20 protein-coding genes are annotated in these 23865 nt (G+C 68.8%); 6 read left to right on the top strand and 14 right to left on the bottom strand.

Annotated elements, in window-relative coordinates; translation table 11 throughout:
* The first annotated feature begins 14 nt into the window (after nucleotides 1–14).
* Nucleotides 15–644 carry a GNAT family N-acetyltransferase gene (locus FB475_RS02585; RefSeq protein ID WP_238331925.1) on the top strand — a complete coding sequence of 210 codons (630 nt, stop codon included), beginning with the start codon at nucleotides 15–17 and terminating at the stop codon, nucleotides 642–644.
* A gap of 69 nt (nucleotides 645–713) precedes the next feature.
* Here the strand turns inward: FB475_RS02585 and FB475_RS02590 are convergent, their stop codons facing one another.
* A complete protein-coding gene (locus FB475_RS02590; protein ID WP_141852166.1) occupies nucleotides 714–1274 on the bottom strand; it encodes a LysM peptidoglycan-binding domain-containing protein in 561 nt (186 codons plus the stop codon).
* Between the two features lie 366 nt (nucleotides 1275–1640).
* Here FB475_RS02590 and lexA point away from each other — a divergent pair, with 366 nt between their 5' ends.
* Complete coding sequence (gene lexA, locus FB475_RS02595; protein WP_141852168.1) at nucleotides 1641–2447, top strand: transcriptional repressor LexA; 807 nt, start codon at nucleotides 1641–1643, stop codon at nucleotides 2445–2447.
* Nucleotides 2448–2495: 48 nt separating this feature from the next.
* Nucleotides 2496–3011, top strand: coding sequence for a glutathione peroxidase (locus tag FB475_RS02600; protein WP_141852170.1), 516 nt, complete (start codon nucleotides 2496–2498; stop codon nucleotides 3009–3011).
* A gap of 119 nt (nucleotides 3012–3130) precedes the next feature.
* Here FB475_RS02600 and ligD read toward each other — a convergent pair whose 3' ends face one another.
* The 5 genes from ligD to macS form a co-directional block, all read right to left on the bottom strand.
* The gene (ligD, locus tag FB475_RS02605; RefSeq protein ID WP_141852172.1) at nucleotides 3131–4105 is read right to left on the bottom strand and encodes a non-homologous end-joining DNA ligase; all 975 of its coding nucleotides are present in this window, start codon (nucleotides 4103–4105) and stop codon (nucleotides 3131–3133) included.
* 7 nt (nucleotides 4106–4112) lie between these two features.
* A complete protein-coding gene (locus tag FB475_RS02610; RefSeq protein ID WP_141852174.1) occupies nucleotides 4113–6110 on the bottom strand; it encodes an ATP-dependent DNA helicase in 1998 nt (665 codons plus the stop codon).
* A 62-nt stretch (nucleotides 6111–6172) separates the two neighbouring features.
* Nucleotides 6173–8473 (bottom strand): protein translocase subunit SecD, encoded by a 2301-nt coding sequence (gene secD, locus FB475_RS02615; RefSeq protein WP_141852176.1) that lies wholly within the window; start codon nucleotides 8471–8473, stop codon nucleotides 6173–6175.
* Between the two features lie 433 nt (nucleotides 8474–8906).
* The gene (locus FB475_RS02620) at nucleotides 8907–9629 is read right to left on the bottom strand and encodes a LuxR C-terminal-related transcriptional regulator (RefSeq protein WP_141857765.1); all 723 of its coding nucleotides are present in this window, start codon (nucleotides 9627–9629) and stop codon (nucleotides 8907–8909) included.
* 22 nt (nucleotides 9630–9651) lie between these two features.
* A complete protein-coding gene (gene macS / locus FB475_RS02625) occupies nucleotides 9652–10764 on the bottom strand; it encodes a MacS family sensor histidine kinase (RefSeq protein ID WP_238331926.1) in 1113 nt (370 codons plus the stop codon).
* A 186-nt stretch (nucleotides 10765–10950) separates the two neighbouring features.
* On the opposite strand from macS, the gene FB475_RS02630 reads away from it, so the two are divergent.
* Nucleotides 10951–13317: an immune inhibitor A domain-containing protein gene (locus FB475_RS02630; protein ID WP_141852180.1), complete on the top strand. Its 2367-nt coding sequence runs from the start codon at nucleotides 10951–10953 to the stop codon at nucleotides 13315–13317.
* Nucleotides 13318–13371: 54 nt separating this feature from the next.
* On the opposite strand, the gene hflX is transcribed toward FB475_RS02630, so the two are convergent.
* Together hflX and dapF are read right to left on the bottom strand one after the other, a co-directional pair.
* Complete coding sequence (gene hflX, locus FB475_RS02635) at nucleotides 13372–14859, bottom strand: GTPase HflX (RefSeq protein ID WP_141852182.1); 1488 nt, start codon at nucleotides 14857–14859, stop codon at nucleotides 13372–13374.
* Nucleotides 14860–14931: 72 nt separating this feature from the next.
* Complete coding sequence (dapF, locus tag FB475_RS02640) at nucleotides 14932–15777, bottom strand: diaminopimelate epimerase (RefSeq protein WP_141852184.1); 846 nt, start codon at nucleotides 15775–15777, stop codon at nucleotides 14932–14934.
* A 24-nt stretch (nucleotides 15778–15801) separates the two neighbouring features.
* Here dapF and FB475_RS02645 point away from each other — a divergent pair, with 24 nt between their 5' ends.
* A complete protein-coding gene (locus FB475_RS02645) occupies nucleotides 15802–16062 on the top strand; it encodes a hypothetical protein (RefSeq protein WP_238331927.1) in 261 nt (86 codons plus the stop codon).
* On the opposite strand, the gene FB475_RS02650 is transcribed toward FB475_RS02645, so the two are convergent.
* From FB475_RS02650 to FB475_RS02665, 4 genes are read right to left on the bottom strand one after another with little or no spacing between them, the layout of a single operon-like run.
* Nucleotides 16052–17728, bottom strand: coding sequence for an N-acyl-D-amino-acid deacylase family protein (locus FB475_RS02650; protein WP_141852188.1), 1677 nt, complete (start codon nucleotides 17726–17728; stop codon nucleotides 16052–16054). The two genes, FB475_RS02645 and FB475_RS02650, sit on opposite strands and share 11 nt — an antisense overlap.
* A gap of 4 nt (nucleotides 17729–17732) precedes the next feature.
* Entirely contained in the window at nucleotides 17733–18863 is a 1131-nt protein-coding gene (menC, locus tag FB475_RS02655; protein WP_141852190.1) for an o-succinylbenzoate synthase, read from the bottom strand.
* On the bottom strand, nucleotides 18853–19488 hold the full coding sequence (locus FB475_RS02660; protein WP_141852192.1) for a MurR/RpiR family transcriptional regulator: 636 nt from the start codon (nucleotides 19486–19488) through the stop codon (nucleotides 18853–18855). Before FB475_RS02660 ends, menC begins: the two co-directional genes overlap by 11 nt.
* The gene (locus FB475_RS02665) at nucleotides 19481–20137 is read right to left on the bottom strand and encodes a GNAT family N-acetyltransferase (RefSeq protein ID WP_141852194.1); all 657 of its coding nucleotides are present in this window, start codon (nucleotides 20135–20137) and stop codon (nucleotides 19481–19483) included. Before FB475_RS02665 ends, FB475_RS02660 begins: the two co-directional genes overlap by 8 nt.
* Before the next feature lie 69 nt (nucleotides 20138–20206).
* Here FB475_RS02665 and FB475_RS02670 point away from each other — a divergent pair, with 69 nt between their 5' ends.
* Nucleotides 20207–21286: a M20/M25/M40 family metallo-hydrolase gene (locus tag FB475_RS02670; RefSeq protein ID WP_141852195.1), complete on the top strand. Its 1080-nt coding sequence runs from the start codon at nucleotides 20207–20209 to the stop codon at nucleotides 21284–21286.
* On the opposite strand, the gene ggt is transcribed toward FB475_RS02670, so the two are convergent.
* Nucleotides 21273–23132, bottom strand: coding sequence for a gamma-glutamyltransferase (gene ggt / locus FB475_RS02675; RefSeq protein ID WP_238331928.1), 1860 nt, complete (start codon nucleotides 23130–23132; stop codon nucleotides 21273–21275). The two genes, FB475_RS02670 and ggt, sit on opposite strands and share 14 nt — an antisense overlap.
* Before the next feature lie 39 nt (nucleotides 23133–23171).
* A complete protein-coding gene (locus tag FB475_RS36610; RefSeq protein WP_185759025.1) occupies nucleotides 23172–23861 on the bottom strand; it encodes a hypothetical protein in 690 nt (229 codons plus the stop codon).
* Between the last annotated feature and the right edge of the window lie 4 nt (nucleotides 23862–23865).

Raw genomic sequence — 23865 nt, forward strand, 5'->3', positions numbered from 1 at the left:
CCGAGGATGGCATCGTGACTGGATTCCGACCCGCGTACCCGCTGCTGACCGAGCGGCTGGAGCTGCGGCCGCACCGGATGGACGACTTGGACGACCTGTACGCGTTCCATTCGCGGCCGGAGGTGGTGCGGTACACGCCGTGGCCGGTGCGGGATCGCGAGGAGACACGGGCGGCGCTGGAACGGAAGCTGCCGCAGGGCGAGTTGACCGAGCCGGGTCAGTGGCTGGTGCTGGCGATCGAGCTGCGGGAGACGGGGACGGTGATCGGCGAAGTACTGCTGAAGTGGGCCAGTGAGGCTGATCGTCAGGGTGAGATCGGGTTCGCGCTGCACACGGACTACCAGGGCAAGGGGCTTGCGGCGGAGGCGGCGCGGGAGATGCTGCGGGTCGGCTTCGAGGAGCTTGGGCTGCACCGGATCGTGGCGATCCTCGACGACCGGAATACGCCGTCGGCCCAGTTGCTCGAGCGACTCGGCATGCGGCGCGAGGCGCACCACCTCGAAGCCCTGCTGTTCAAGGGCGAATGGGCAAACGAGTACGTCTACGCCCTCCTCGCCCACGAGTGGCGTGCAGACCTCAACGGCCCGACCGGTGCACGCGGGGCAGGCAGCGCAACCAGCGCTCGAAGCGAGCGGGCCGACTAGCGCGACCTTAGCGGCCGGCGCGACCGGAGCGACGGGGCCAGCGGCGCGAGCGGGGCGGTTGGGGGGTGGTTAGTTGGCGATGGGGATTTGGAGGGTTTGGCCGGGGGTGAGGTCGGCGGGGGTGGTGAGGTTGTTGAGGTCGGCGATCTTCTCGACGACGAGTGTCGGGTCCTGGCCTGGGTTGGTGGACTGGGCGATCGACCACAGGGTCTGACCGGGGGCCACCTGCACCGGGACGGTGTGGGTGAAGTGCGGGCCGGGCTCGAGGACGCCGGCGATGCGGAGACCGAGGACGAGAACGGCGGCACCGAAGACCAGCACGGAGATCGCGGTCAGCAGCATCCGGCCGCGGCGGGTCAGCCGGAGGGCCGGTTCGGGGCTTTCCTGGACGCGCCGACCGAGTGAGTCACCGGAGCATCCGCGCACCGGCATCCGGTCGGTGGTCACACCATCGATCCGCGGCCGCTTCCGCGGCGGGACGACCGGCGCCGGGGCGGTCACCCGCTCCGCAGGAGCCGGGACTAGCCTCAGGTCACCGCCGCCGTCCACGACCCGGCGGTGAATGCTCGGCTCGGGCTTGTTCGAGCGGCGCGAGGCCAGGGCGTCGGCCGCAACGGCTGCTGTGCTCATCGGATCCTCCAGCTCGGTCAGTGCGCGTTCGTCGGTGCTGATCCCTGTCTATCGGCCGCCTCCGACAGTTTCTGAAGAAGCAGCCTGCTCGGCCGGTCCGAACACCTGTTCGATCGAACGTCTGTACGAATGATTAACCGACGACCACTCCTCGCGCAACCATCTCCAACGGCGACACGCCCAGGAAATTCCCTGACGCCGAAGCTGCCCGCGTGCGCCTTATAACCTGACACCCGAACAAACTTGCGAACCGACACGCCTTCGAACAGATGTTTGAAGAATCTCAGAATTCGGTCTACGGTCGTCTCAGTCGAGCAAGCAACGGCTGGTGCGTGATCGCCGGCCCGACCCGAGGAGCAACCACCGATGGCCAGGACGCCGAGCGGTTCCAGCAAGCATGACCGGGGCGGAGGGGCGGGGCCGCAAGGACCTGAGCGCAGTGGAGCCGTGGACAAGGACCGGACCGTCGCCGAGCTGCCGGACGGGCCGGCCGACGCGACCGGCCTGACCCCGCGTCAGCGCCGCGTGCTGGACGTGATCCGCGACTCCGTCGACAGCCGCGGCTACCCGCCGTCGATGCGCGAGATCGGTGAGCGAGTCGGCCTGACCAGTTCGTCCTCGGTGTCCCATCAGCTCCGCGTCCTCGAGCAGAAGGGCCTGCTCCGCCGCGACCCCAACCGGCCGCGGGCGATCGAGGTCCGCTACCCCGGCGAGGTCGACGCGGCCGCCAAGCGTTCGGCGCTCGGCTCGGTCCGGCAGACCGCGTACGACGAGACCGGTGCCGGTGACGCGCACCCGGACGCGGCATACGTGCCGGTGGTCGGCCGGATCGCCGCCGGTGGGCCGATCCTGGCCGAGCAGGAGATCGAAGAGGTCTTCCCGTTGCCCAAGGCAATGGTCGGTGAGGGCACGCTGTTCATGCTGAAGGTCAAGGGTGAGTCGATGATCGAGGCGGCCATCTGCGACGGCGACTGGGTGGTCGTCCGGCAGCAGCCGACCGCGGAGAACGGCGACATCGTGGCCGCGATGATCGACGGCGAGGCGACCGTGAAGACGTTCAAGAAGACCAAGTCCGAGATTCTGCTGCTACCACACAACCCGGCCTTCGAGCCGATCGACGGGAAGGACGCGACGATTCTCGGAAAGGTCGTAACAGTTCTGCGCCGTGTCTGACATATCGGACGGCGAGCGAACTCCGGCGTGACGTGTCAGCATTGAGACATGACGACTGTCTATGACTTCAGCGCGCGGCGGATCGAAGGCAATGAACAGTCTCTTGCCGATTTCCGCGACCAGGTGCTCCTGGTGGTGAACGTGGCTTCCCAGTGTGCCCAGACCCCGCAGTACACCGGCCTGCAGAAGCTCTACCGAACCTACCGCCGGCAGGGCTTCGCAGTGCTCGGTTTCCCCTGCGACCAGTTCGGCCACCAGGAGCCGGGCGACGAGAACGAGATCGCCAACTTCTGCTCGACGATCTACCACGTCACGTTCCCGATGTTCGCCAAGATCGACGTGAACGGGTCGAAGACGATCCCGTTGTACAACTGGCTCAAGCGGGAGCAGGGCGGCCTGCTCGGCGGCCGGATCAAGTGGAACTTCACCAAGTTCCTGATCGGCCGGGACGGCGGGGTGATCGGCCGCTACGCGCCGACCCACACGCCGGAGAAGCTGGCCGACAAGATCGAGGCCGCACTGGCCGTTCCTGCGCCGTCGCCGTCGCCGAAAACGAACGACTGATAATCGGGCAATTTGCTGCGACAGTTGAACAGAAAACGTCGCAGCGACCCGGACTATTCACCGCATTTCGAACAATTCCACAGCCGGCCTGCATGTCGGCCGCCGGTCGCGAAATGTATTCAGCTGCGGTCGGCGAGAACCGATTCCGGGTCGATGTCGAGGCGCAGTCCGCGCCAGACCGGATGCCGCAGCCGGCCGTCGCCGCCCCAGCCGGAATAGGTCACTTCCGCGACCAGGACCGGGTCCAGCCAGTGCCCGCGCCGACGGTCCGTCGTCGGGATCCCGGCCGCGTCGAACGCGGGCCGGTCGATCTCGAGGCCGGCCAGCTCGGCGCTCAGCATGTTCAGGGTCGCGAAATCCAGACCGGACCCGACCTTGCCGATCAGCACCAGGTCGTCGCCCTCGTACGCCCCGCAGTAGAACGAGCCGATCCTGCCTTCGCGGTTGCCCTCCCCCGGATGCCAACCGAGCAGGATGACGTCGCGCGTGCGTACCGGCTTGACCTTGATCCAGTCCGCGCTGCGTTTGCCGGGCAGGTACCGCGACTTGCGGCGCTTGGCCACCACACCCTCGAGCCCTTGCGTGGCAGACAGTTCGAGCGCTGCGTCGCCGTCGGTCAGCGCCGGCGGCACCTCCCAGAACGGGTCGCCGATGTCGAGCGAGTCGAGCAGCCCGCGGCGGTCGTCGTACGTTGCCTCTAGCAACCATTTCCCGTCGAAGCGGAGGACGTCGAAGAGCCGCACCGAGACCGGTACGGCGGTGATCAGGTGCCGCAACTGGCGTGGATCGCGGACGTGCATCCGCCGCTGCAGCAGGCCGAACGACGGCGCGCCGTGCTCGTCGAGCGTGACGATCTCGCCGTCGAGTACGGCGGGCAGCCGTAACCCTGGCGCCTCCGCCAGGCCGATCAGCTCCGGGTACCCGCCGGAGACGTCGTGGCTGTTGCGGGACCAGAGGCGGCAGACGCCGTCGTCGACCTCGGCGATGACGCGGATGCCATCCCACTTCAGCTCGTACGACCAACCGGCGCCGGAGGGCATCTCCCCCAACGCTGCCATCATCGGCAGCACGGGTGGACCGCTCGCCGCGCTCATGGAGCCATCATGCCGTCTGCAGCCGCTTCAGGGCGCCGAGCACCTTCTCCCGATCGGCGGTCGGCCACATCGGCGGCAATGAGGCGCGCAGGAATCCGCCGTACCGCTGGGTGACGATGCGGGGGTCGAGGATCGCGACCACGCCGCGGTCTGTGCTGCGGCGGATCAGCCGGCCGGTGCCCTGGGCCAGCAGTAGCCCGGCATGGGTCGCGGCGACGGCCATGAAGCCGTTGCCGCCGGCCTCGTCGACGGCGCGCTGCCGGGCTGCCATCAACGGTTCGTCCGGGCGCGGGAACGGGATCCGGTCGATGATCACCAGGTTGCAGGTCGAGCCCGGTACGTCGATGCCCTGCCAGAGCGACAGGGTGCCGAACAGGGAGGTTTCCGGATCCTCGACGAACTCGCGGGACAGCTCGCCTAGCTGCGCGTCGCCCTGGCACAACACCTTCAGGTCGGTCGCTTCGCGGACTGCCGCGGTCGCTGCCTCGGCCGCGCGGCGTGACGAGAACAGGCCGAGCGTGCGCCCGCCGGCCGCGGTGATCAGGTCGACGATCTCCTCGAACTGCTTCTTGCCGAGGCCGTCGCGGTGCGGCGGCGGCAGGTGCTTGGCGACGTACAGGATCGCTTGCTTCTCGTACTCGAACGGGGAGCCGACGTCGAGACCGCGCCAGGGCAGCGGTCCGCGTTCGTCGTCCTCGTCCAGGTCCGGCATCTCGTCGTCGTCATCGAGCTTGTCCGAGGGCCGCAGACCGACCTGGCGGGCGATCGCGTCGAAGTCGCCGCCGAGCGTCAACGTCGCGGAGGTGAGCACCGCCGTACGGTCCCGGAGAACCAGCTCGCGGAGCAGACCGGCGACGGTCAGCGGGGCGATCCGGAGCTCTCGGCCGAAGCGGTCGCGGTCGGTCATCCAGACCACGTCCGCGTCGCTCAGCGCGGCGACCCGCTCGGCGACGTCGAAGATCTCCTTGACCGCGCCCTTCGACTGCCGCTTGGCGCCGTCGGGGTCGTCGTCCTTGTCGTCGGACTTCTTGTTCAGGTCGGAGTACAGCGCGCGGGCGGCGTCGCGGACCAGGCCGGCCGCTTCCAGGACGGGCGCGTTGGAGGGCTCGATCCGGCCCTCGCGGGTGCCGTCGAGCGCGACGCGGAGGGCGTCCGAGGCGTCGATCAGGTCGTCGGCCTTGTCGTCGTCGGCGAACCGGCGGGCCCGCTTCGCGGCGCGCTCGACCATCTGCGGCGAGAGCTCGTCGCCCGCGGCGCCGGTGACCCGGGCGGGCAGCTCATGCGCCTCGTCGACGATGACGACGTCGTGCTCGGGCAGGACCGTCCGGTTCTCGAAGGCGTCGATCGAGAGCAGCGCGTGGTTGGTGATGACGATGTCGGCCTTGCGGGCCTCTTCCTTGGCCTTCTCGGCGAAGCATTCCTCGCCGTACGGGCACTTCTGCGCGCCGAGGCACTCGCGCGCGGAGATCGCGACCTGGTTCCAGGCCTGGTACTGGTGCGAGGGGGCGTGGTCGCGGTCACCGGCCGCACCGTCGGCGAGCTGCTGCTCGGCCCACTCGCGGAGCTCGACGACCTGACGGCCGATCTCCCCGGCCGGCGGTACGTCGACCAGCATGCCGTCGTCGTCCGGCGCGCCCTCACGGATCCGGTGCAGGCAGGCGTAGTTGTTCCGCCCCTTCTGGATCGCGTACTTCGGCCGGCGTGGCAGGAGCTTCTCGGTCGCGTCGAGCAACGCCGGTACGTCGCGGTCGACGAGCTGGGACTGCAGCGCGAGGGTTGCCGTCGAAACGACCACGCGGCGGTCCTCGACCGCGTGCACAAGTGCGGGCACCAGGTACCCGAGGGACTTGCCGGTGCCGGTGCCGGCCTGGACCAGCAGATGCGATCCCTCGTGCATCGCGGTGTCGACGGCTTGCGCCATCCGCACCTGTCCGGGCCGGGTCTGTCCGGCGATCCCGGACACGGCAGCTTCCAGCAGTTCCCGCACATCAACACCCACCGCCACACCCTAGCCCGCCCGGCCGACAGATTCCGGCTCGGCGGGCTGGGGTGTGGATAACCCGGCTCCTAGACGACCGCCCCGCGATCGGGCTGTGCGTCGCGGTCGACCTGCGCACGCTTCGGGCGCGGCGGCGGGGCCGGGTAGCGGCGTTCGAGTTCGAGCAGGAGCGGCGCGGCGGTCAGGTTGGAGGAGTACGTACCGACGACGATCCCGAGCAGCAGCGCGAGCACGAAGTCGGCCAGCGAGTCGCCGCCGAGGAACAGCAGCGCGCTCAGGATGAACAGGGTCGAAATACCGGTGTTGATGGTGCGGGGCAGCACGTTGACGATCGCGGTGTCGATGATCTTGCCGAGGTTCCCGGTCGCGCGGGCGTTGCGGGTCTCGCGGATCCGGTCGAAGACCACGACCGAGTCGTTCACCGTGTAGCCGATGATGGTCAGGATCGCGGCCAGGAAGATGCCGTCGATCGGCTTGCCGGTCCAGGCGAACACACCGACCACGACCGCGACGTTCTGGATCAGCGCGAGGACGGCGCCGGCGCCGAAGGTCCAACGGAACCGGGCGGCCAGGTACGCGAGCTGGGCGAGCAACGCGATGCCGAGCGCGATCAGGCCCTTGTTCCGGAGTTCCTTGCCGAGGGACGGGCCGATGCTCTCGTTCCGGATGACTTCGGTGTCGCCCGCGATCCGGCCGATCGACTCGCGGATCTTCTCCGCCTCGTCGTCGCTGATCGTCCCGGTCCGGACGGTGAAGTCGTCGGTACCGGACGCCTGGACGACGGCGGTCGGGTAGCCGGCCTCGGCGACCGCCGCGCGCGCCTGGTCCGGCGTGATGCGTTGCGCCGTACTGACCTCGAGCAGCCGGCCGCCGGTGAACTCGATGCCGAGGTTCAGGCCGCGGACGGCGACACCGGCGACGCTGACGACAATCGCGACGGCCGTGATGACGAGCCAGCGTTTGCTGTGCTTCATCAAGGAGAGTTGACGGGCCTCGAGCCAGGTCCGGACGCGACCGTGGCCGGCGATACCGCTCAGCGCCGGGCGACGCAGTACGAATCCACGCGAGACCACGAACTCCGCGAAGACGCGGGTGACAACCAGCGCGGACAGCATCGATGCGATGACACCGATCGAGAGCGTGACACCGAAGCCGCGGACCGGTCCGGCGGCCAGGAAGAACAGCAGGCCGGCCGCGAGCAGAGTGGTGATGTTGGAGTCGGCGATCGCGGACAGCGCGTTCTGGAAACCGCTGCGCAGCGATCGGCGCAGGCCGTCGGTGCGACCGGCGGTGTAGTCCTCGCGGGCACGTTCGAAGACCAGGACGTTCGCGTCGACGGCCATTCCGATCGCCAGTACGAAACCGGCCAGGCCGGGCAGGGTGAGGGTCGCTCCGATCACGGTCAGCGCGGCGTACGACATCGCGGCGTACCCGATCAGGCCGAGCACCGCCATCAGGCCGACCAGGCGGTAGACCACGACAATGAACAAAGCCGTCAGCGCGAGACCGATGATGGCGGCGAGAGCGCTCGCCTGGATCGCGTCCTGGCCGAGCGACGGGCCGACCGTGCGCTGGTCGATGACCTCGACCGGTACGGGGAGGGCGCCGCCGGAGATCAGCGCGGCCAGGTCCTTCGCGTCCTCCTCGGTGAAGGCGCCGGAGATCGTGGTGGAGCCGCCGGAGATGCCGAGGTTGCAGAGCTGGCTGCTACCGTTCGGGTCGACCTGCGGCGAGCTGATCACCTCGTTGTCGAGGACAATCGCGATCAGGCGTTGCGGCGTACCGACCGGTTGGCAGGCGGCCTTGCCGGTGATGTTCGCCCAGATCTTGCCGCCGTCGCCCTTGAACTTCATCTGCACGAACCAGCCCTGCGCGACCTGCTGCGGATCGAGCAGGCCGTCGGCGCTGCTGACCATCTCACCGGTCATCGCGGGCTTGGCCAGGCGCAGGAAGCCCTGGCCACTCTCCGGGGCGAGGTATGTCTCGCCCGCCGCGGGCTTGGCCGGTTTGGTCGCGACCTGGTCGAGGACCTCGTGGAAGGTGAGCTGGGCGGTCTTGCCGATCACCTTCGCGGCTTCGCGCGGGTCCTGGACGCCGGGGAGCTCGACGATGATCCGGTTCTCGCCCTGGCGGGTGACGTTCGGTTCGCTGACGCCGAGCGCGTCGATGCGGCGGTGCAGCACCTGGGTGGCTTTGTCGGTGGTCTCCTTGTTCGCCTTGACGGTCGGCGAGTCCTTCGCCTCCAGGACGATCTGCGTCCCGCCGCGCAGGTCGAGACCGAGCTGTGGTTTCGCGGTCAACGTGACGTACGTCGACGCCGCCAGAACCAGGAATGCGAGGAGTGCACGGACAAGGGACGACCGGTTCACCGAAGCCTCCGGAGGTGGGCACCCGCAGTACAGGTGTCATGACACAGAGCATCCACGCAGCCGTGGAACGCCCAGTGTACGAACGCCCCACAATCACACAAGCGACCGTGTCGCAACCGTAACAGTCGTCGGGACCACGCTCAGCTCTGTACTGGGCGGTCCGGCCGACGCGGTCCTACGCAGGCGATTGTCGAACCACCGCGAGCCTCACACAGGGGCGTCGCCTGGCTTGGCGGCGGCGCATCCGCGTTCCGTCGTACCGAGTTGCAAGCAATGATGTGAGCAGCCACGTGCAGCCGGCACCCGGGATCGCATGCCGGCTCGGGCGGGCTCCAGATGGGTCACGTTGGGGAGGATCTTCCGCCCTGTGAGGGACGAAATCCTCCCCGACATCGCCGCGGGCGCGGCTGGGGAGGGGCGGCGGGCGGGGCGGCTACTCGGTTAGGCCGTTTTCTAGGGCGTAGCGGACTAGTTCGGCTCGGTTGTGGAGTTGGAGTTTTCGCAGGGTGTTTTGGACGTGGTTTTCTACGGTGCGGTGGGAGAGGACCAGGCGGGTGGCGATTTGTTTGGCGGTCAGGCCTCGGGCTACCAGGCGGAGAACTTCGGTTTCGCGGTCGGTGAGGTGGGGGGCCTCGGGGCCGGTGGTGTTCAGGCGGCGGTATTCGCCGAGGAGCAGTCCGGCGAGGCCCGGCGTGAAGACGGCGTCGCCTTCGGCGGTTCGGCGTACGGCGTCGTCGAATTCGTCCAGTGAGGCGGACTTCACGAGGTAGCCGGAGGCGCCGTTCTTGACCGCGGCCAGTACGTCGTCCGGTTCGGCGCTCGCGGACAGGACCAGGACGCGGGTGTCCGGGAGCGCGCTGGTGATGGACCGGGTCGCGTCGACGCCGGAGCCCGTGGATCGGGTCGCGTCGGCGCCGGAGCCCGCGGAGCGGGGCGCGTCCACGCCGGAGCCCGCGGAGCGGGGCGCGTCGACGGCGGAGCCGGTGCCGAGTTGGAGGTCCATGACGACGACGTCCGGGCGGGTTGCCAGTGCGATCTTCACCGCGGAGGTGGCGTCCGAGGCGGTGGCGCAGACGTCGTACCCGCGGCTGCCGAGGTCGCGGGCGACGCCCTCGCGCCACATCGGATGGTCGTCGACGATCATCACCCGGATCATGAGCCCCACGCCATCGATGCGGTCATACCTTCAACTCCCATTCCGTTCCTTCGCCCGGGGCAGTGTGGACAGTGACAGTGCCGCCGAGGTCGGTGATGCGGCCGCGGATGGATTGGCTGACACCCAGATGGCCGTCGACGCGAGCCTGTTCCAAGCGGGCCGGCGTCGTACCGATTCCGTCGTCGCGGATCGACACCACCACCTCCTCCCCCACTTCCTCGACGACGACCCAGGCCCGGGCGTCCGGCCCGGCGTGTTTGGTCACGTTGCTGAGCGCTTCCTTGACCGCAGCAACCAGTTCCGAAGCGGTGGCCGCAGGCAACAGCACCGGACCGGCCGGTACGACGACCTCCACCCGGGTCGTGGCCAACGGCAACAACAGTCGGCACAAATCGACCCGATCCCCCTCGCCGACCGCGGGGCGCGGCGACATCAAGGTGCGTAGGGCAACCTCCTGTTCGGCGGCCAGCTCGGCGAGTTCGAGCGCCTCACCGCCGATCGCCGTACCGCGCCGTTGGACCTGTGCCAGCACCTGCAGTACGCCGTCATGGATCGAGCGACTGAGCCGCAGCCGTTCCGCTGTCGCGCTCTCCGCCGCGATCGCGGACCGCAGGCGCTCACCAGCGCGGCGCATCGTCGTAGCGGCGTACCCGACGACCAGCCCGGCAACGAGCAGCAGCTGCACATTGCTGAGGATCTTCGACACGTTGTCGATCCCGCGCAGCGACAGCAGCGCGACGCTGATCGTGGCCGCGCCGAGCAGCCCGCCATCGCGCCCGCGGGAGATCGCGAGCGCGAGTACCGGACCGGCCGCCCACACCGACGTCAGCACGGACGCGCCGGCGCGGATGTCGACCAGCGGCTGCGCCCACAAGGTCGCGTACATGCAGCCGACCGTGACGATCAGATCCACGAACGCGAGCCGGGTGTTCCGGCGCCCCCACCGGATGCTGTAGCCGTACGACGAGACCGCCGTCCACACGCCCATCACAGCAAGCTGGAGCACCGCGCCGTACGGGTGCACGATCCCGTCCCACCGCGTCCACACGCCGAAGCCGGCGAACACCCAGGTGACCACCCGGAACACCACCAGCGCACGCCACAGCGGCTGCAGCAGGTCCACGGATCGCTCCACCCGGACAGTCTGCCAACCGCACGCGCCCAACGCGTGAGCCCTTCTACTCAAGGGTGCAGGTTTCCCCGCAGATTCACAGGTTTTCCTCAGTTTCCACTTCAGCTCCGCCGATTTTCCCCGTACTCTCGCGCAAACACGCTCGGGGGAGCTACGAACACACTGCGTCATCAACCACGGAGGGGAATCGTGCGCAAGCTACCCGCCGGGCTGTTCAGCCTGGCTCTGGCGGCCACGACCGGGCTCGGCGTCGCCGCCGCCTCGGCCGGCACTGCCGCCACACCGCCCAAGGCGCCGATCGCCAGTGAAGCCGCCCCGGCGCCGGACGAACTGTCCAGCCCGCTCGAGGACAAGCGGCGCGAACTGCGGCAGGAGGCGCTGACCAAGGTCATCAACGGCCAGGCCACCCCGGAGCAGCGCAACGGCAGTACGGTCGTCAACCTCGGCGCCAAGGCCGCCGGTGCCAAGGGCACCAAGAACGCCAAGGGCAAGGTCGACCAGTACGTCGAGCTGTCCCGGGAGAAGACCGACCGGATCTTCGTCGTCCTCGCGGAGTTCGGCAACGAGCGGCACCCGAACTACCCGGACAAGGACACCTCGCCGAACTTCCCGGGCCCGGCGCGCTTCGACGGCCCGCTGCACAACGAGATCCCGGCCCCGGACCGCTCGGTCGACAACTCGACCGTCTGGCAGGCCGACTACAGCCGGCAGCACTTCCAGGACATGTACTTCGGCACCGGCAACTCGCTGAAGAGCTACTACGAGAAGCAGTCCTCCGGCCGGTACTCCGTCTCCGGTGAGGTCACCGACTGGGTCAAGGTCAAGTACAACGAGGCCCGCTACGGCCGGTCGAACGGGTACCCGTGCACCGGCAACGTCTGCAACAACACCTGGAACCTGATCCAGGACGCGGTCAACCAGTGGGTCGCCGACCAGGAGGCCAAGGGCCGGACGAAGGCCGAGATCACCGCGGACCTGAAGTCGTTCGACCAGTGGGACCGCTACGACTACGACGGTGACGGCAACTTCAACGAGCCGGACGGCTACATCGACCACTTCCAGATCGTGCACGCCGGTGGCGACCAGGCCGACGGCGACCCGTGGCAGGGCGAGGACGCGATCTGGTCGCACCGCTGGTACGCCGGTTTCCCGGGCGGCCCGGCGACCAACCCGAACGGTGGCGCGCAGATCGGCGACACCGGCATGTACGTCGGTGACTACACGATCCAGCCGGAGAACGGCGGGATCAGCGTGTTCGCGCACGAGTACGGCCACGACCTCGGTCTGCCGGACGAGTACGACACGTCGGGCGCGGCCGTCGAGAACGGCGTGAACTGGTGGACGATCATGTCCCAGAGCCGCGTCAGCAAGCCGACCGACGGCGGCATCGGCGAGCAGGCGGCCGACTTCAACGCGTGGGACAAGCTGCAGCTCGGCTGGCTGGACTACGAGATCGTGAACGCCGGCCAGAACCGCACCGTCGAGCTCGGCCCGCACGAGTACAACTCGAAGAAGGCCCAGGGCCTGGTGGTGACGCTGCCGAAGAAGCAGGTGCAGCATCAGCTCGTCCAGCCGACCACCGGGACCAAGGACTGGTGGAGCGGTCAGGGCAACAACTTCACGCACACGATGAGCCGCCAGGTGACGCTGCCGGCCGGTCAGCCCGCGAGCCTCACGTTCCAGGCGAACTGGGACATCGAGGACTGCGGTACGACGGCCTGCGACTACGCCTACGTCGACGTGAACGACGGCACCGGCTTCAAGACGGTCCCCGGCAACATCACGACAGGCGCCGAAGGCAACGGAATCGACGGCAAGAGCAACGGGTGGAAGCCTGCCACCTTCGACCTCTCGGCGTACGCCGGTAAGACGATCACGCTGCAGTTCCGGTACGCCACCGACCCGGCGGCCGGCGGGATCGGCTTCTTCGCCGACGACATCAAGGTGACGTCCGGTACCACCACGGTGGTCGACTCCGGTGCGGAGACCTCGCCGGAGGGCTGGACGCTGAACGGGTTCAGCTCGGTCGGTTCGTCGTACACGAGTCTGCACGACAACTACTACCTGGCCTCGAACATCAACTACGTCGACTACGACAAGCACCTGCAGACCGGGCCGTACAACTTCGGCTGGGCGAGCACGCTGTCCGACAAGGTCGAGCACTTCCCGTACCAGGACGGCCTGCTGATCTGGTACTGGGACACCTCGCAGGGCGACAACAACACCAATGTCCACCCGGGCGAGGGCCTGATCCTGCCGATCGACGCGCACCCGACCCCGATCAACCGGATGGACGGCCTGCTCTGGCGTCCGCGGGTGGCGGCGTACGACGCCACGTTCGGTCTGGAGAAGGCGGACTCGTTCACCCTGCACGTCAACGGCCAGGCGAGCTACATCCGCGGCCAGAACGCCGTACCGACCTTCAACGACAGCAAGTCGTACTGGTCCGCCGACCAGCCGACGAGCAGCGTCAAGGTCCCGAACAACGGAGTGAACATCAAGGTGCTGGCCAAGAACGGCACCTCGATGACGGTCCAGGTCAGCAAGCGCAAGTAACCGGCACGAAAACTGCCCCCGGAGAAAGTTCTCCGGGGGCAGTTTTTGTCTGCGTCAGACGGTTGCGTACGGCGTCAGGTCGCCGGCCAGCGCGGGATGCACCCGGCCGGTGATGTGCGTGCCGTCGGCGGTGTGTTCGAGCTGCTCGACCGATCCCTCGGAGTGCATCCGGGAGACCAGGTCACCGCGCTCGTACGGCAGCAGGACCTCGACCATGACGTGCGGCTGCGGCAGCGCGCCCTCGATCAGTTCGCGGAGCTTGTCGATACCTTCGCCGGTGCGGGCCGAGACGACGATCGCGTTCGGCTCGCGGTGCAGGATCGGGGCCAGCGCCAACGGATCGGCGGCGTCGGCCTTGTTGATCACGACGATCTCCGGTACGTCGGTCGCCTCGATCTCGGCCAGCACCTCGCGGACGGCCTGGATCTGCGCGATCGGGTCCGGGTGCGAACCGTCGACCACGTGCAGCAGCAGGTCCGCGTCGGTGACCTCCTCCAGCGTCGAGCGGAACGCCTCGACGATGTCGTGCGGCAGGTGCCGGACGAACCCGACCGTGTCGGTCAGCGTGAACACACGGCCGTCGGAGGTCGTCGTCCGGCGGGTCGTCGGGTCCAGGGTCGCGAACAGCGCGTCCTCGACCAGTACGCCCGCGCCGGTGATCTGGTTCAGCAGCGAGGACTTGCCCGCGTTCGTGTAGCCGGCGATCGCGACCGAGGGAACCAGGTTCCGGCGGCGCTCCTGGCGCATCGTCGAGCGGGTGCTCTTCATGTCCTTGAGCTGCCGTCGGAGCTTGGCGATCTTGGTGTTGATCCGGCGCCGGTCGGTCTCGATCTTGGTCTCACCGGGACCACGGCCACCGATACCGCCACCGGCTGCGCCGACCCGGCCACCGGCCTGGCGGGACAGGTTTCCACCCCAACCACGCAGGCGCTGCTTCATGTACTGCAGCTGCGCCAGCTCGACCTGGGCCTTGCCTTCCTTGCTCTTCGCGTGCTGGGCGAAGATGTCAAGGATCAGCGCGGTCCGGTCCACGACCTTGACCTTGAGCTTGTCCTCCAGGTTGCGCAGCTGCGCCGGGGCCAGCTCGCCGTCCGCGATCACCGTGTCGGCGCCGAGCGACGCGACCAGGTTGCGCAGGTCGGCCACCTTGCCGGAACCGATGAAGGTCGCCGGGTCGGGCTTCTTGCGCCGCTGGATCACGCCGTCGAGCACCTCCGAGCCGGCGGTCTCGGCGAGCAGCTTGAGCTCGGTCAGCGAGTTCTCCGCGTCCTCGGCGCTGCCCTCGGTCCAGACACCGACCAGCAGCACGCGCTCGAGCAGGAGTTTGCGGTACTCGACCTCGCTGATGTCGGTCAGCTCGGTCGACATACCGACGACGCGGCGCAGCGCCTGGCGCTCCTCGAGGTCGAGGCCCTCGGTGCTCAGCTCGTAGTCGTAGTCGTAGTCGTCGTGACCCGTCGACGAAGCGCCGGAGTCATCGCCCTCAAGGAGGTCGGTTTCGACGTCGGAGGTCTCGTCAAATGCTTGTGAATGGGTCGTCATATACCTTCCATGGTGGCACGGGTCACCAAGTACAAGCGACCCGTTTACCAGAGTCAACGCCCCACGCAGAACTCAGATTCCCGTCAGCCAGGCGCGATCGAAGTCCCCGCGTGCGTGCAGCACGGCCGGCCCGGTCAGCTCCAGGTGGTTGTCGGCACGCCACGTCACGCTCACCTCACCCCCTGGTACGCCGACGCGGTACGTGACCGGGAGCTCGTCGCCCGCCTGGCGCGCCGCGGCTACCGTCACGGCACAGGTACCCGTACCGCAGGAGCGGGTCTCCCCCGCGCCACGCTCGTGCACCCGCATCTGCACGTCGTGCGCGTCCCGCCGTACGACGAACTCGACGTTCACGCCCTGCGGGAACGCCGCCGCGGGCGTCCAGGTGGGCTGGTCGCACAGGTTGCCCGGCTCGTCCAGGTCGTCGACGAACGCGACAGCGTGCGGGTTGCCCATGTCGACGTGCAGTGCGGGCCACTGGTGACCGTTGGCCTCGACCACGATTCCGGCCGCGTCCGGGAGCTTCGGGGCGCCCATGTCGACGGTGAGCGTGCCGTCGTCGTTCTGGACGACCTCCTTGACGCCGGCGCGGGTGCCGACCCGGACCGGTTTGCCGTCGATCAGGCCTGCCTCGGCGAGGTACTTCACGAACACGCGGACGCCGTTCCCGCACATCTCCGCGATCGAACCGTCCGCGTTCCGGTAGTCCATGAACCAGTCGCCGCCGTCCTCGACGTACGACTGCTTGTCGCCCTGGAGCACCCGCAGTACGCCGTCCGCGCCCAGCCCGGCGTGGCGGTCGCAGAGGAACCGCACGACGGCCGCGTCCAGCTCACCGTGCACCGAACCGTCCGGGTCGGGCAGGATCACGAAGTCGTTCTCCGTGCCATGCCCCTTCAACCAGGGAAACGTACTCATGCGCACAGCGTACGGTGTTCGGTTGTGGAGCTGATCGCATACTTCTGGGAGCAGGAGGACGCCCTCGCGGTCGCCGAGCGGCTCGGTGGGGTCGTACGGCGCGGGCGGTTTCACGGGGAGGACGACGACGAGGACCACCCGTGGGCCGTCGTGGTGGACGATTCGGATCGGCCGGCGCTCGACGCGCTGCTCGAGGAGTACGACGGGTGGCTGGAGACCGATACCGGCGAGGCACCGGTGGAGCCGGCTCCGTTGCCGACTGAGCCCAAGCGCTTCAAGCGATGACGCGGCCGGCGCGGCGGCCGGTGGGTACGCCGGCGGTGAGGGCGGGTTCGCCGGCTACCAGGACGTGGTGGACGCCGATGGAGAGTTGCCATGGGTCGTCGTACGTGGACTTGTCGGCGATGTGGTGTGGGTCGAGGACGACGAGGTCCGCGATCGCGCCGGGTTTGATCACGCCGCGATCGGACCAGCCGAGGCGGGACGCCGGGAGCGACGTCATCCGGCGGATCGCCTCGGCGAGGGTGAAGATGCCGCGGTCGCGCGCGTAGTGGCCGAGTACTCGCGGGAAGGTGCCGAAGTTACGTGGATGCGGGTGCCCGGGACCGGTCGCATCCATGATCCAGCCGTCACTGGCGATCGCCGTTCGCGGATGCTCGAGCACTGTCGTCACGTCCTCCTCGCGCATGGCGTGGTTCACCACGCTGACCGCGGCTTCGTGCGACTCGAGGATGCGCAGCACGATCTCCGCAGCATCCACCCCGTCTCGCTGAGCGATCTCGGCCAGGCTGAGGCCCCGGCAGTCTTCGTACCGCCCGGGCGGGAGTGAGGCGATCACCACGGTCTCCGGCGAAAGCAGTACGTCGGCCCGCAGTGCGTCGGCAATCCGCCGCCGCTCCGCGGGGTCGGCAAGACGATCGAGCAACCCCGAGCGGGTGGGCCTAACGGCCGGTGCTGCGCCTTCGCGGCCGGGTTGGTCACCTGCAGGCGCCGAGCGCTCAGCGTCGGGCCGCCCAGCGGCCGGTGCCCCGCGGTGGGCGTCGGATTGGCCCTCCACGACCGTCGGCCAGTCGGCTAGCGCCCAGGTCGGGAGGCGGGTGGTCAAGGTGGTGCTGGTGGCGGTGTAGGGGTAAGCGTCCCAGCCGAGGTCCAGGTCGGTGACTGCGTCCAGGCGTTCCAGAGCTGCAGTGACGAGCCCGTGGTTGGACTTGCCGACGGCTTTCAGGTGGGAGATTTCCAGGCGGGCGCCGCCGGGCCGGGCCGCCGCGATCGCCTCGTCGAGCGCGTCCAGCAAGCCGGCGCCTTCGTTGCGGATGTGGGTCGAGTACAGCAGGCCGCACTCGGCGGCGGTGGCGACCAACGCCGCAACCTCGTCCGGAGACGCGTAGGCACCGGGCGCGTAGATCAAACCGGTGGAGAAACCGACCGCACCCTGGTCGGCGGCCGACCGCAGCAGGTCCTGCATCAACCGCAACTCGTCGGCCGACGGCGCCCGTCGAGCACTGCCCATCGCGGCGATCCTCAGCGTGCAATGACCGACCTGCAGCGCCAGGTTCACGGCCGGTTCCACCGTGGCAGCGAATCCGGCCGCATCGGTCCACGACCACTCGTGCTGCGCACCGAGGAACGCCGTACCGGCTTTCAGTGCCTCCAGATCGGTGACCGGGAACGGCGACCACCCGCAGTTCCCGGCGACCAGCGTGGTGACGCCCTGTGCGAGCTGCGATTCGGCGGCCGGGCTCGAGCCGAGACTGAAATCCGCGTGGGAGTGCAGGTCGATGAATCCCGGTGCCACAATGTTGCCCGTAGCATCGATTACCTCGGCACCGGACACCGGCTCGGTGGACGGCAGCACGGCGCTGATCCGGCCACGTTCGACCAGTACCGTCCCGGGCCGCGGCGCGCTCCCGGTCCCGTCGACGACGAGGCCGCCGGTCACTGCGCGCAGCATCGAGTCACTCCTGTCCTGGGCCGAGCGCGAATTCCTCGACCGTGTTGGCGGCGATGAACTCCCGGTCGATCGGATGCCCGAGCCCGTTCCCCTCCGGTACCTGGACGACCCCGCCGACGGCGGTCACGGCGGGCTGGACGATGTCCCGGGCGTAGTACTTCTCCGAGGCGGACACGTCCGATGGGAGGGTGAAGCCGGGGAGACTGGAGAGGGCGACGTTCGCGAGCCGGCCGATCCCGAACTCGTGCATGCCCCCGCACCAGACGGCGACCCCGGCGTCCTGCGCCCGATCATGCGCCGCCACGGCCGCGGTCAGGCCACCCATCCGCGACACCTTGATGTTGAGGATCTGCAGCGCTTCTAGCTTCAGCGCTGTCTCCAGGTCGGCGACCGTCTCGATGCTCTCGTCGAGGCAGACGGGGGTGTGGATCCGGTGCTGCAGTTCGGCATGGGTGAGCAGGTCGCGCGGGGTGAACGGTTGCTCGATCATCGTCAACCCGAAGTCGTCCAGCTTCACCAACCGGTCCAGCTCGTCAGCGGTATAGATGCCGTTGGCATCCACGTGCAGATCCAGCTCCGGGTACGCCGACCGCACCGCCCGCACCGGTTCTACATCCCAGTCCGGGGCGATCTTGAGCTTGACTCTCGGGTAGCCGGCGTCGACCTGCTGCTGCACCTGGACGAGCAGGTCGTCGATCGTCGGCTCGATCCCCAGCGAAACACCCGCGACGACCTCGGTGCGCTTTCCGCCCAGGACTGTTGCTAGGGGCAATTGCCGGACCTCGGCCCAGAGCGTCCAGGCGGCGGTGTCCGCGCCGGCCTTGGCGAAGTTGTTGCCGCGGACCTTGGACCATCCGGCGGCCAACTCGGCGGGATGGGTCCAACGCCGGCCGATCACCGCGGGTAGTAGGTAGCGGGAGGCTATGTGCCAGCAGGTCTCGACGGTTTCGGGGGCGTAGTACGGGTCGGAGGAGGACGCGATCTCGCCCCAGCCGATCGCGCCGGACTCGTCCTGCAGTTCCACCAGGATGTGGTCGAGGTAGGCCTTGCGGTGGGAGCTGGTCTGGAAGGCGTGCACCAGCGGCATCCGCACCCGATACAGCCGGGCCGCGATCACCTTCAGTTCAGTTGACATACAACCCCAGTTCCGTGTTCAACCGGTCACGCTCCACCAGCCGCCGGCGGGCGCCTTTCGCGCTGGCGGTGGTCAGCGTCGCGAGGACGTGCAGTACGGACGCGACGACGGTCGGCGAGTCGACGTACGACGCGCTCCCGGTCGCGACGTAGATGCTCTGGTCGGCGATCTTCGCGAGCGGTGCGTCCTCGAAGTCCGTGATCGCGACGAGTTCCCCGCCGGCCTCGACGAATCGTTGCGCGATGTCGACGGTGTCGCGCCGGTACCGGCGGAAGGAGAACGCGACCATCAGATCGTTCGACCGGACGTCGGCCAGCACATCCACACCGCGCACGACCGTGCCGTCGATCAGCGTCACCTGGGACAGCCCGACGCCGAGGTCGAACGCCAGCAGCGACGCGTACGAGAACGACTTCGCGGAACCGATGATGAAGCGCCGGCGGGCCGCGACGATCCGGGCGGCGGCCTGCGCGATCGACTCGTCGGTGAGGATCTGGTCGAGCGCCTCGTCGATCGAGGCACGTTCCTGCTCGACGACGCGGCGCTGCAACTGCGTCGACGACCGCCGTTGCAGACGGGCGTCGTACCGCTCCTGGGGGCTGGTGAGCTCGCGGTTGTCACGCATCGTCGGCCGGTCCGAAGTAGTAGACACCGGTGCCGTCCGGACGCCCCTTGCACGAGACCGCGACCAGCCCCTTGCCGAGCAGCTCCTCGAACGACCGGCGCAGGTCGGTCGTTGGTACGGCCAACTCCGCGACCGGCTCGGGCGGCACCGGGTGCTCGCGGGTCAGGTCCCACTCGACGATGACGCGATCCGTCCCGGGACCGTACATGTCGGGAGCGAACCAGCGGCCGCGGGCGCCGAGCACGTCGAGGTTGAAGTGCGCGTTGCGGAGCTGCGCCGGATCGTAGGTCCAGCGCATCCGCGACAGACCGTGGCTGAGGGCAACTTCCTTCTGCGCGTGCTTGAGCATCCGGCCGAGGCCGTGGCCCTGGTGTGCGGCAGCCACCACGGCGGACTGCGAGTAGTGGTAGAAACCGCGCCGGTCGGTCGCGCAGAACCCGTACGCAAACGCGACCAGCTGATCGCTCTCGTCGAGGATGCCGACCACCGAGCCGCCGTTGCTGGCGAGCGCCCCGAGCAGCCGCGGATTCAGCCCGTACACCGGGTCGTCGTACCCGAACACCTCGCGGTAGAGCTCCGACGCCTCGGCGAACCGCGACGTCGTGGTGAGCGAGACCGCACGGAAGCTCACCTCAGGGATACGATTCATATCTTGACCATACCCGCAGTCGGACGACTCTGACCAACCGTGGATCGAAGAATGATACGTTGACTATCCATGATGATCGAACGACTCCGGGAGTACGTCCGCGCAGAGACCCCGACGGGTGACGCGGCCGCGCTGAACGCGTTCGCCGACCGGCTCGCGGAGCGGTACGCCGAACTCGGCGCGACCGTCCGGCGCGAGCAGCACCCGACCGGCGACCATCTGATCGCGGATTTCCCGGGCCGTGCGGACGCACCGCTGCTCTTCCTGGCCCATCACGACACCGTCTGGCCGGTCGGGCAGCTCGACGGCGCAATGCCGTGGCGGGAGGCGGACGGGATCATCCACGGACCGGGCGTCTTCGACATGAAGGGCGGTCTCGTCGTCCTGGAGACCGCGCTCGAGCAGGTCGCCGGCCACGATCACCGGCCGCTCCGGATCGTCGTCGTCGCGGACGAGGAGATCGGCTCGCCGTCGGCGCGCGAACTGGTGACCGCAGAGGCGAAGGGTGTGTACGCCGCCGTCGGATTCGAGCCGCCGCACCCGAACGGCGACCTGAAGACGTCACGTTGGGGCAGTACGCGGGTCCGCATCGAGGTCACCGGCCGCGAGGCGCACGCCGCGCTCGATCCGGACAGCGGCGTCTCCGCGATCGACGAGTTGGTCGACCAGTTGATCGCGGTCCGTCGCGTGGTCGCCGCGCACGACAACGTGCTGTGCAACGTCGGCACGATCACGGGCGGCGGGCGGACCAACGTCGTACCGGGGTCGGCAGCGGCCGACATCGGGTTCCGCTTCGTCGACCCACAGACCGAAGAATCAGTTCTGGACGCGATCGCGCGGCTGCAGCCGGTGCGCGAAGCCCAGCTCGACATCAAACTCTTGTCGAACCGCCCGGCCTGGCAGCCCTTGCCGGAAACGGACGAGTTGCTCGCGAAGGTCGCCGCCGCCGGGCGCTCCGTCGGTCAGCACATCGCCGGCGCGCCCGCCTCCGGAGCCGCCGACACGAACCTGACCGGATGGTTGGGGATCCCAACGCTGGACGGCCTGGGCCCCGTCGGCAAGGGCGCCCACGCCGTCCACGAACAAGTGATCGCGGCGACCCTGGCCGAACGCGCGGCCCTGGTCGCCGCCATCATCACCTCGCTCTGACCACTCCGGCCGCTCCCCCACCACGCCGCGTCGGTTCGGCCGCCGCCAGAATCGCACCACCGGGCAGGAATTCGAGCGCCGCGACCGCACCGATCTCGGCCGCCGAACTGCCCGGCGCACCGGCCGGCGTGAACGTGTGGCCGTACGGCGCCAGCGCAGCGCCGTACTGGTCGATGAACGACTGCTCCGCAGTCACCGCCGCGGTGTTGCGCTGCGACGCCCGTGGTGCCGCGATCGCCTGCGGCAGCGTCATGCCACGGTCGAGCCGGTTCGTCAGCGTCTGCAGGACGGTCGTGATGATCGTCGAACCACCCGGCGAACCGAGCGCGATGAACGGCTTGTTGCCGCGCAGCACGATCGTCGGCGACATCGAGGACCGCGGCCGCTTGCCGCCCATCACGATGTTCGGATCGGTCGGAGCGGGCACGAACGAGAAGTCGGTCAGCTCGTTGTTGAGCAGGAATCCACGGCCCGGCACGGTGATCCCGCTCCCGCCGGTCTGCTCGATGGTCAGCGTGTACGAGACGACGTTGCCCCACCGGTCGGCCGTGACCAGGTGCGTCGTCGACCGGCCCTCGGTGTCCGGGCGCTGCTCGACGGCACTGTCCTTGGCACACGGCGAGTACGAGCCGTCGGGCGATCCGGCGGGCACAGGCTTGATCGCGGCCTTCTCCGGGTTGATCAGGCAGGACCGCTCTGCGCCGAACCCGCGCGACAACAGCTCCTTCTGCGGAACGTCGACGTAGGCCGGGTCGCCGATGTACGCGTTACGATCGGCGAACGCCAGCGCGGACGCCTCGAGGTAGGTGTGCAGCGCCTGCGTGGTGGACATCTGCCGGATGTGCTGCGGCTGGAGGATGTTGAGCGCCTCGCCGACGGTGATCCCGCCGGACGACGACGGCGGCATGCCGTACACGCTGAGACCGTCGTACCGGACATGGGTCGGTGCGCGGTCGATCGCCCGGTACGCCGCCAGGTCGCTGGTCCGCAGGTAACCGGGGTAGAACGGCAACGTCGCGTCCGGGGTCTTCGGCGGGTTCTTCGCGACGGCAGCCATCTCACCCGAGAGCTGACCGTGGTAGAACACCGACGGGCCCTGCCGGCCGATGAGCCGGTACGTCGCAGCGAGCTCGGGGTTCTTGAACAGCGAGCCCACCTGCGGCGCGTCGCCGTTCGGCAGGAACAGCTTGGCGGTCGGCACGACCTGCGCGAACCGGCTCTTGTTCTCGAGCGTCTGCAGGCGGAACGTCGGGTCGACGACGAAGCCACGCTCGGCCAGATGTTCGGCCGGCTTCAACGCCTTACCGAGCGACAACGAGCCCCACTGCTTCAGCGCGCTGTCCCAGGTCGCGAGGGTGCCCGGTACGCCGATCGACACACCGGACGTCACCGCATTCGCGAACGAGTACGGCGTGCCGGTCTTCAGGTCGATGAACGCGTTGGACGGCATCGTCGCGGGCGCGGTCTCGCGGCCGTCGATCGTGTACACCTTGCGGTGCTTGGCGTTGTAGTAGACGAAGTACCCACCACCGCCGATGCCGGCCGAGTACGGTTCGGTCACGCCGAGCGCGGCGGCCGTCGCCACGGCGGCGTCGACGGCATTACCACCACGCCGGAGTACGCCGAGGCCGATGTTCGTGGCGTCGGGGTCCACCGAGGACACGGCACCGCCGTACCCGATCGCGACCGGCTGCCGCGGCGTGGGCTCGACCTGCGCGGGCGCGACCTGCGGGGTGGCGGTTGCTGTTGCGGTGAAGGCAGTGAGAACGAGGGTTCCTGCGGACAGAGATGCGACCAGCTTCTTCACGAACTCCCCCACACGGGCTTCGGGGACAGGGACAAACACTTGCCTATCCCACGCGAGGGCGTGACGCCAGTCTCAGGCTCAGTTCACGGCGCAGGAATCCAGGAATCGGCGTACTTCGTCGTCCGGCCACTCGACCGTGCCGGTCGGGAGTTCGAGGAGGAGCCACCACTGGCTCGGCAGCTTCACCTGTCCGGCCGGCCGGCCGTCGAGCGTGCCGATGTGGAAGGTCTTGCCATCCGCATCGATCACCCGGACCTGGGACAGGCTGCGCGCCGTGTCCGACGCCTGCAGCACCACCTTCGCCGCGACGTCCGCCGTACGCATCTCGGGCGGGGACAGCACCACGCGGTTCGCCGTGATCGGACTCTCGGGCGACCAGCCCTTCGGGGTGAGGCTGCACGCGATCGTGCTCCACGCCTGCTGGTTCGCGACCAGCTCGACAACGGACGCGCCGAACGCGGAGACCGTCTCGTTGGACTTCGGCGTCGCGGCCGGCGGCGTCGTGGGACGGGCCGCCGACGCCGCGGTGCCCTGCTCGACCGGACCGCCGGCGACCTCGCCGCCGCCCCACCACTTCACCTGGTTGCCGACGGCCAGGACGAGGGCGGACGCCGCGGCGACACACAGCACGCCGGTGACCCGGCGCCGGCGCTTGATCCGGCGCAGCGCGAGCCGCCCGCGGCTGATGTCCGCGTCGATGTCCGCGGCCGGCAGCCCTTCGGCGGCGTGGTCCGCGAACCCCTCCAGCAGTTTCTTGACCTCGTCCATCGGC

Source organism: Kribbella jejuensis, from assembly GCF_006715085.1.
Taxonomy (GTDB): Bacteria; Actinomycetota; Actinomycetes; order Propionibacteriales; family Kribbellaceae; genus Kribbella; species Kribbella jejuensis.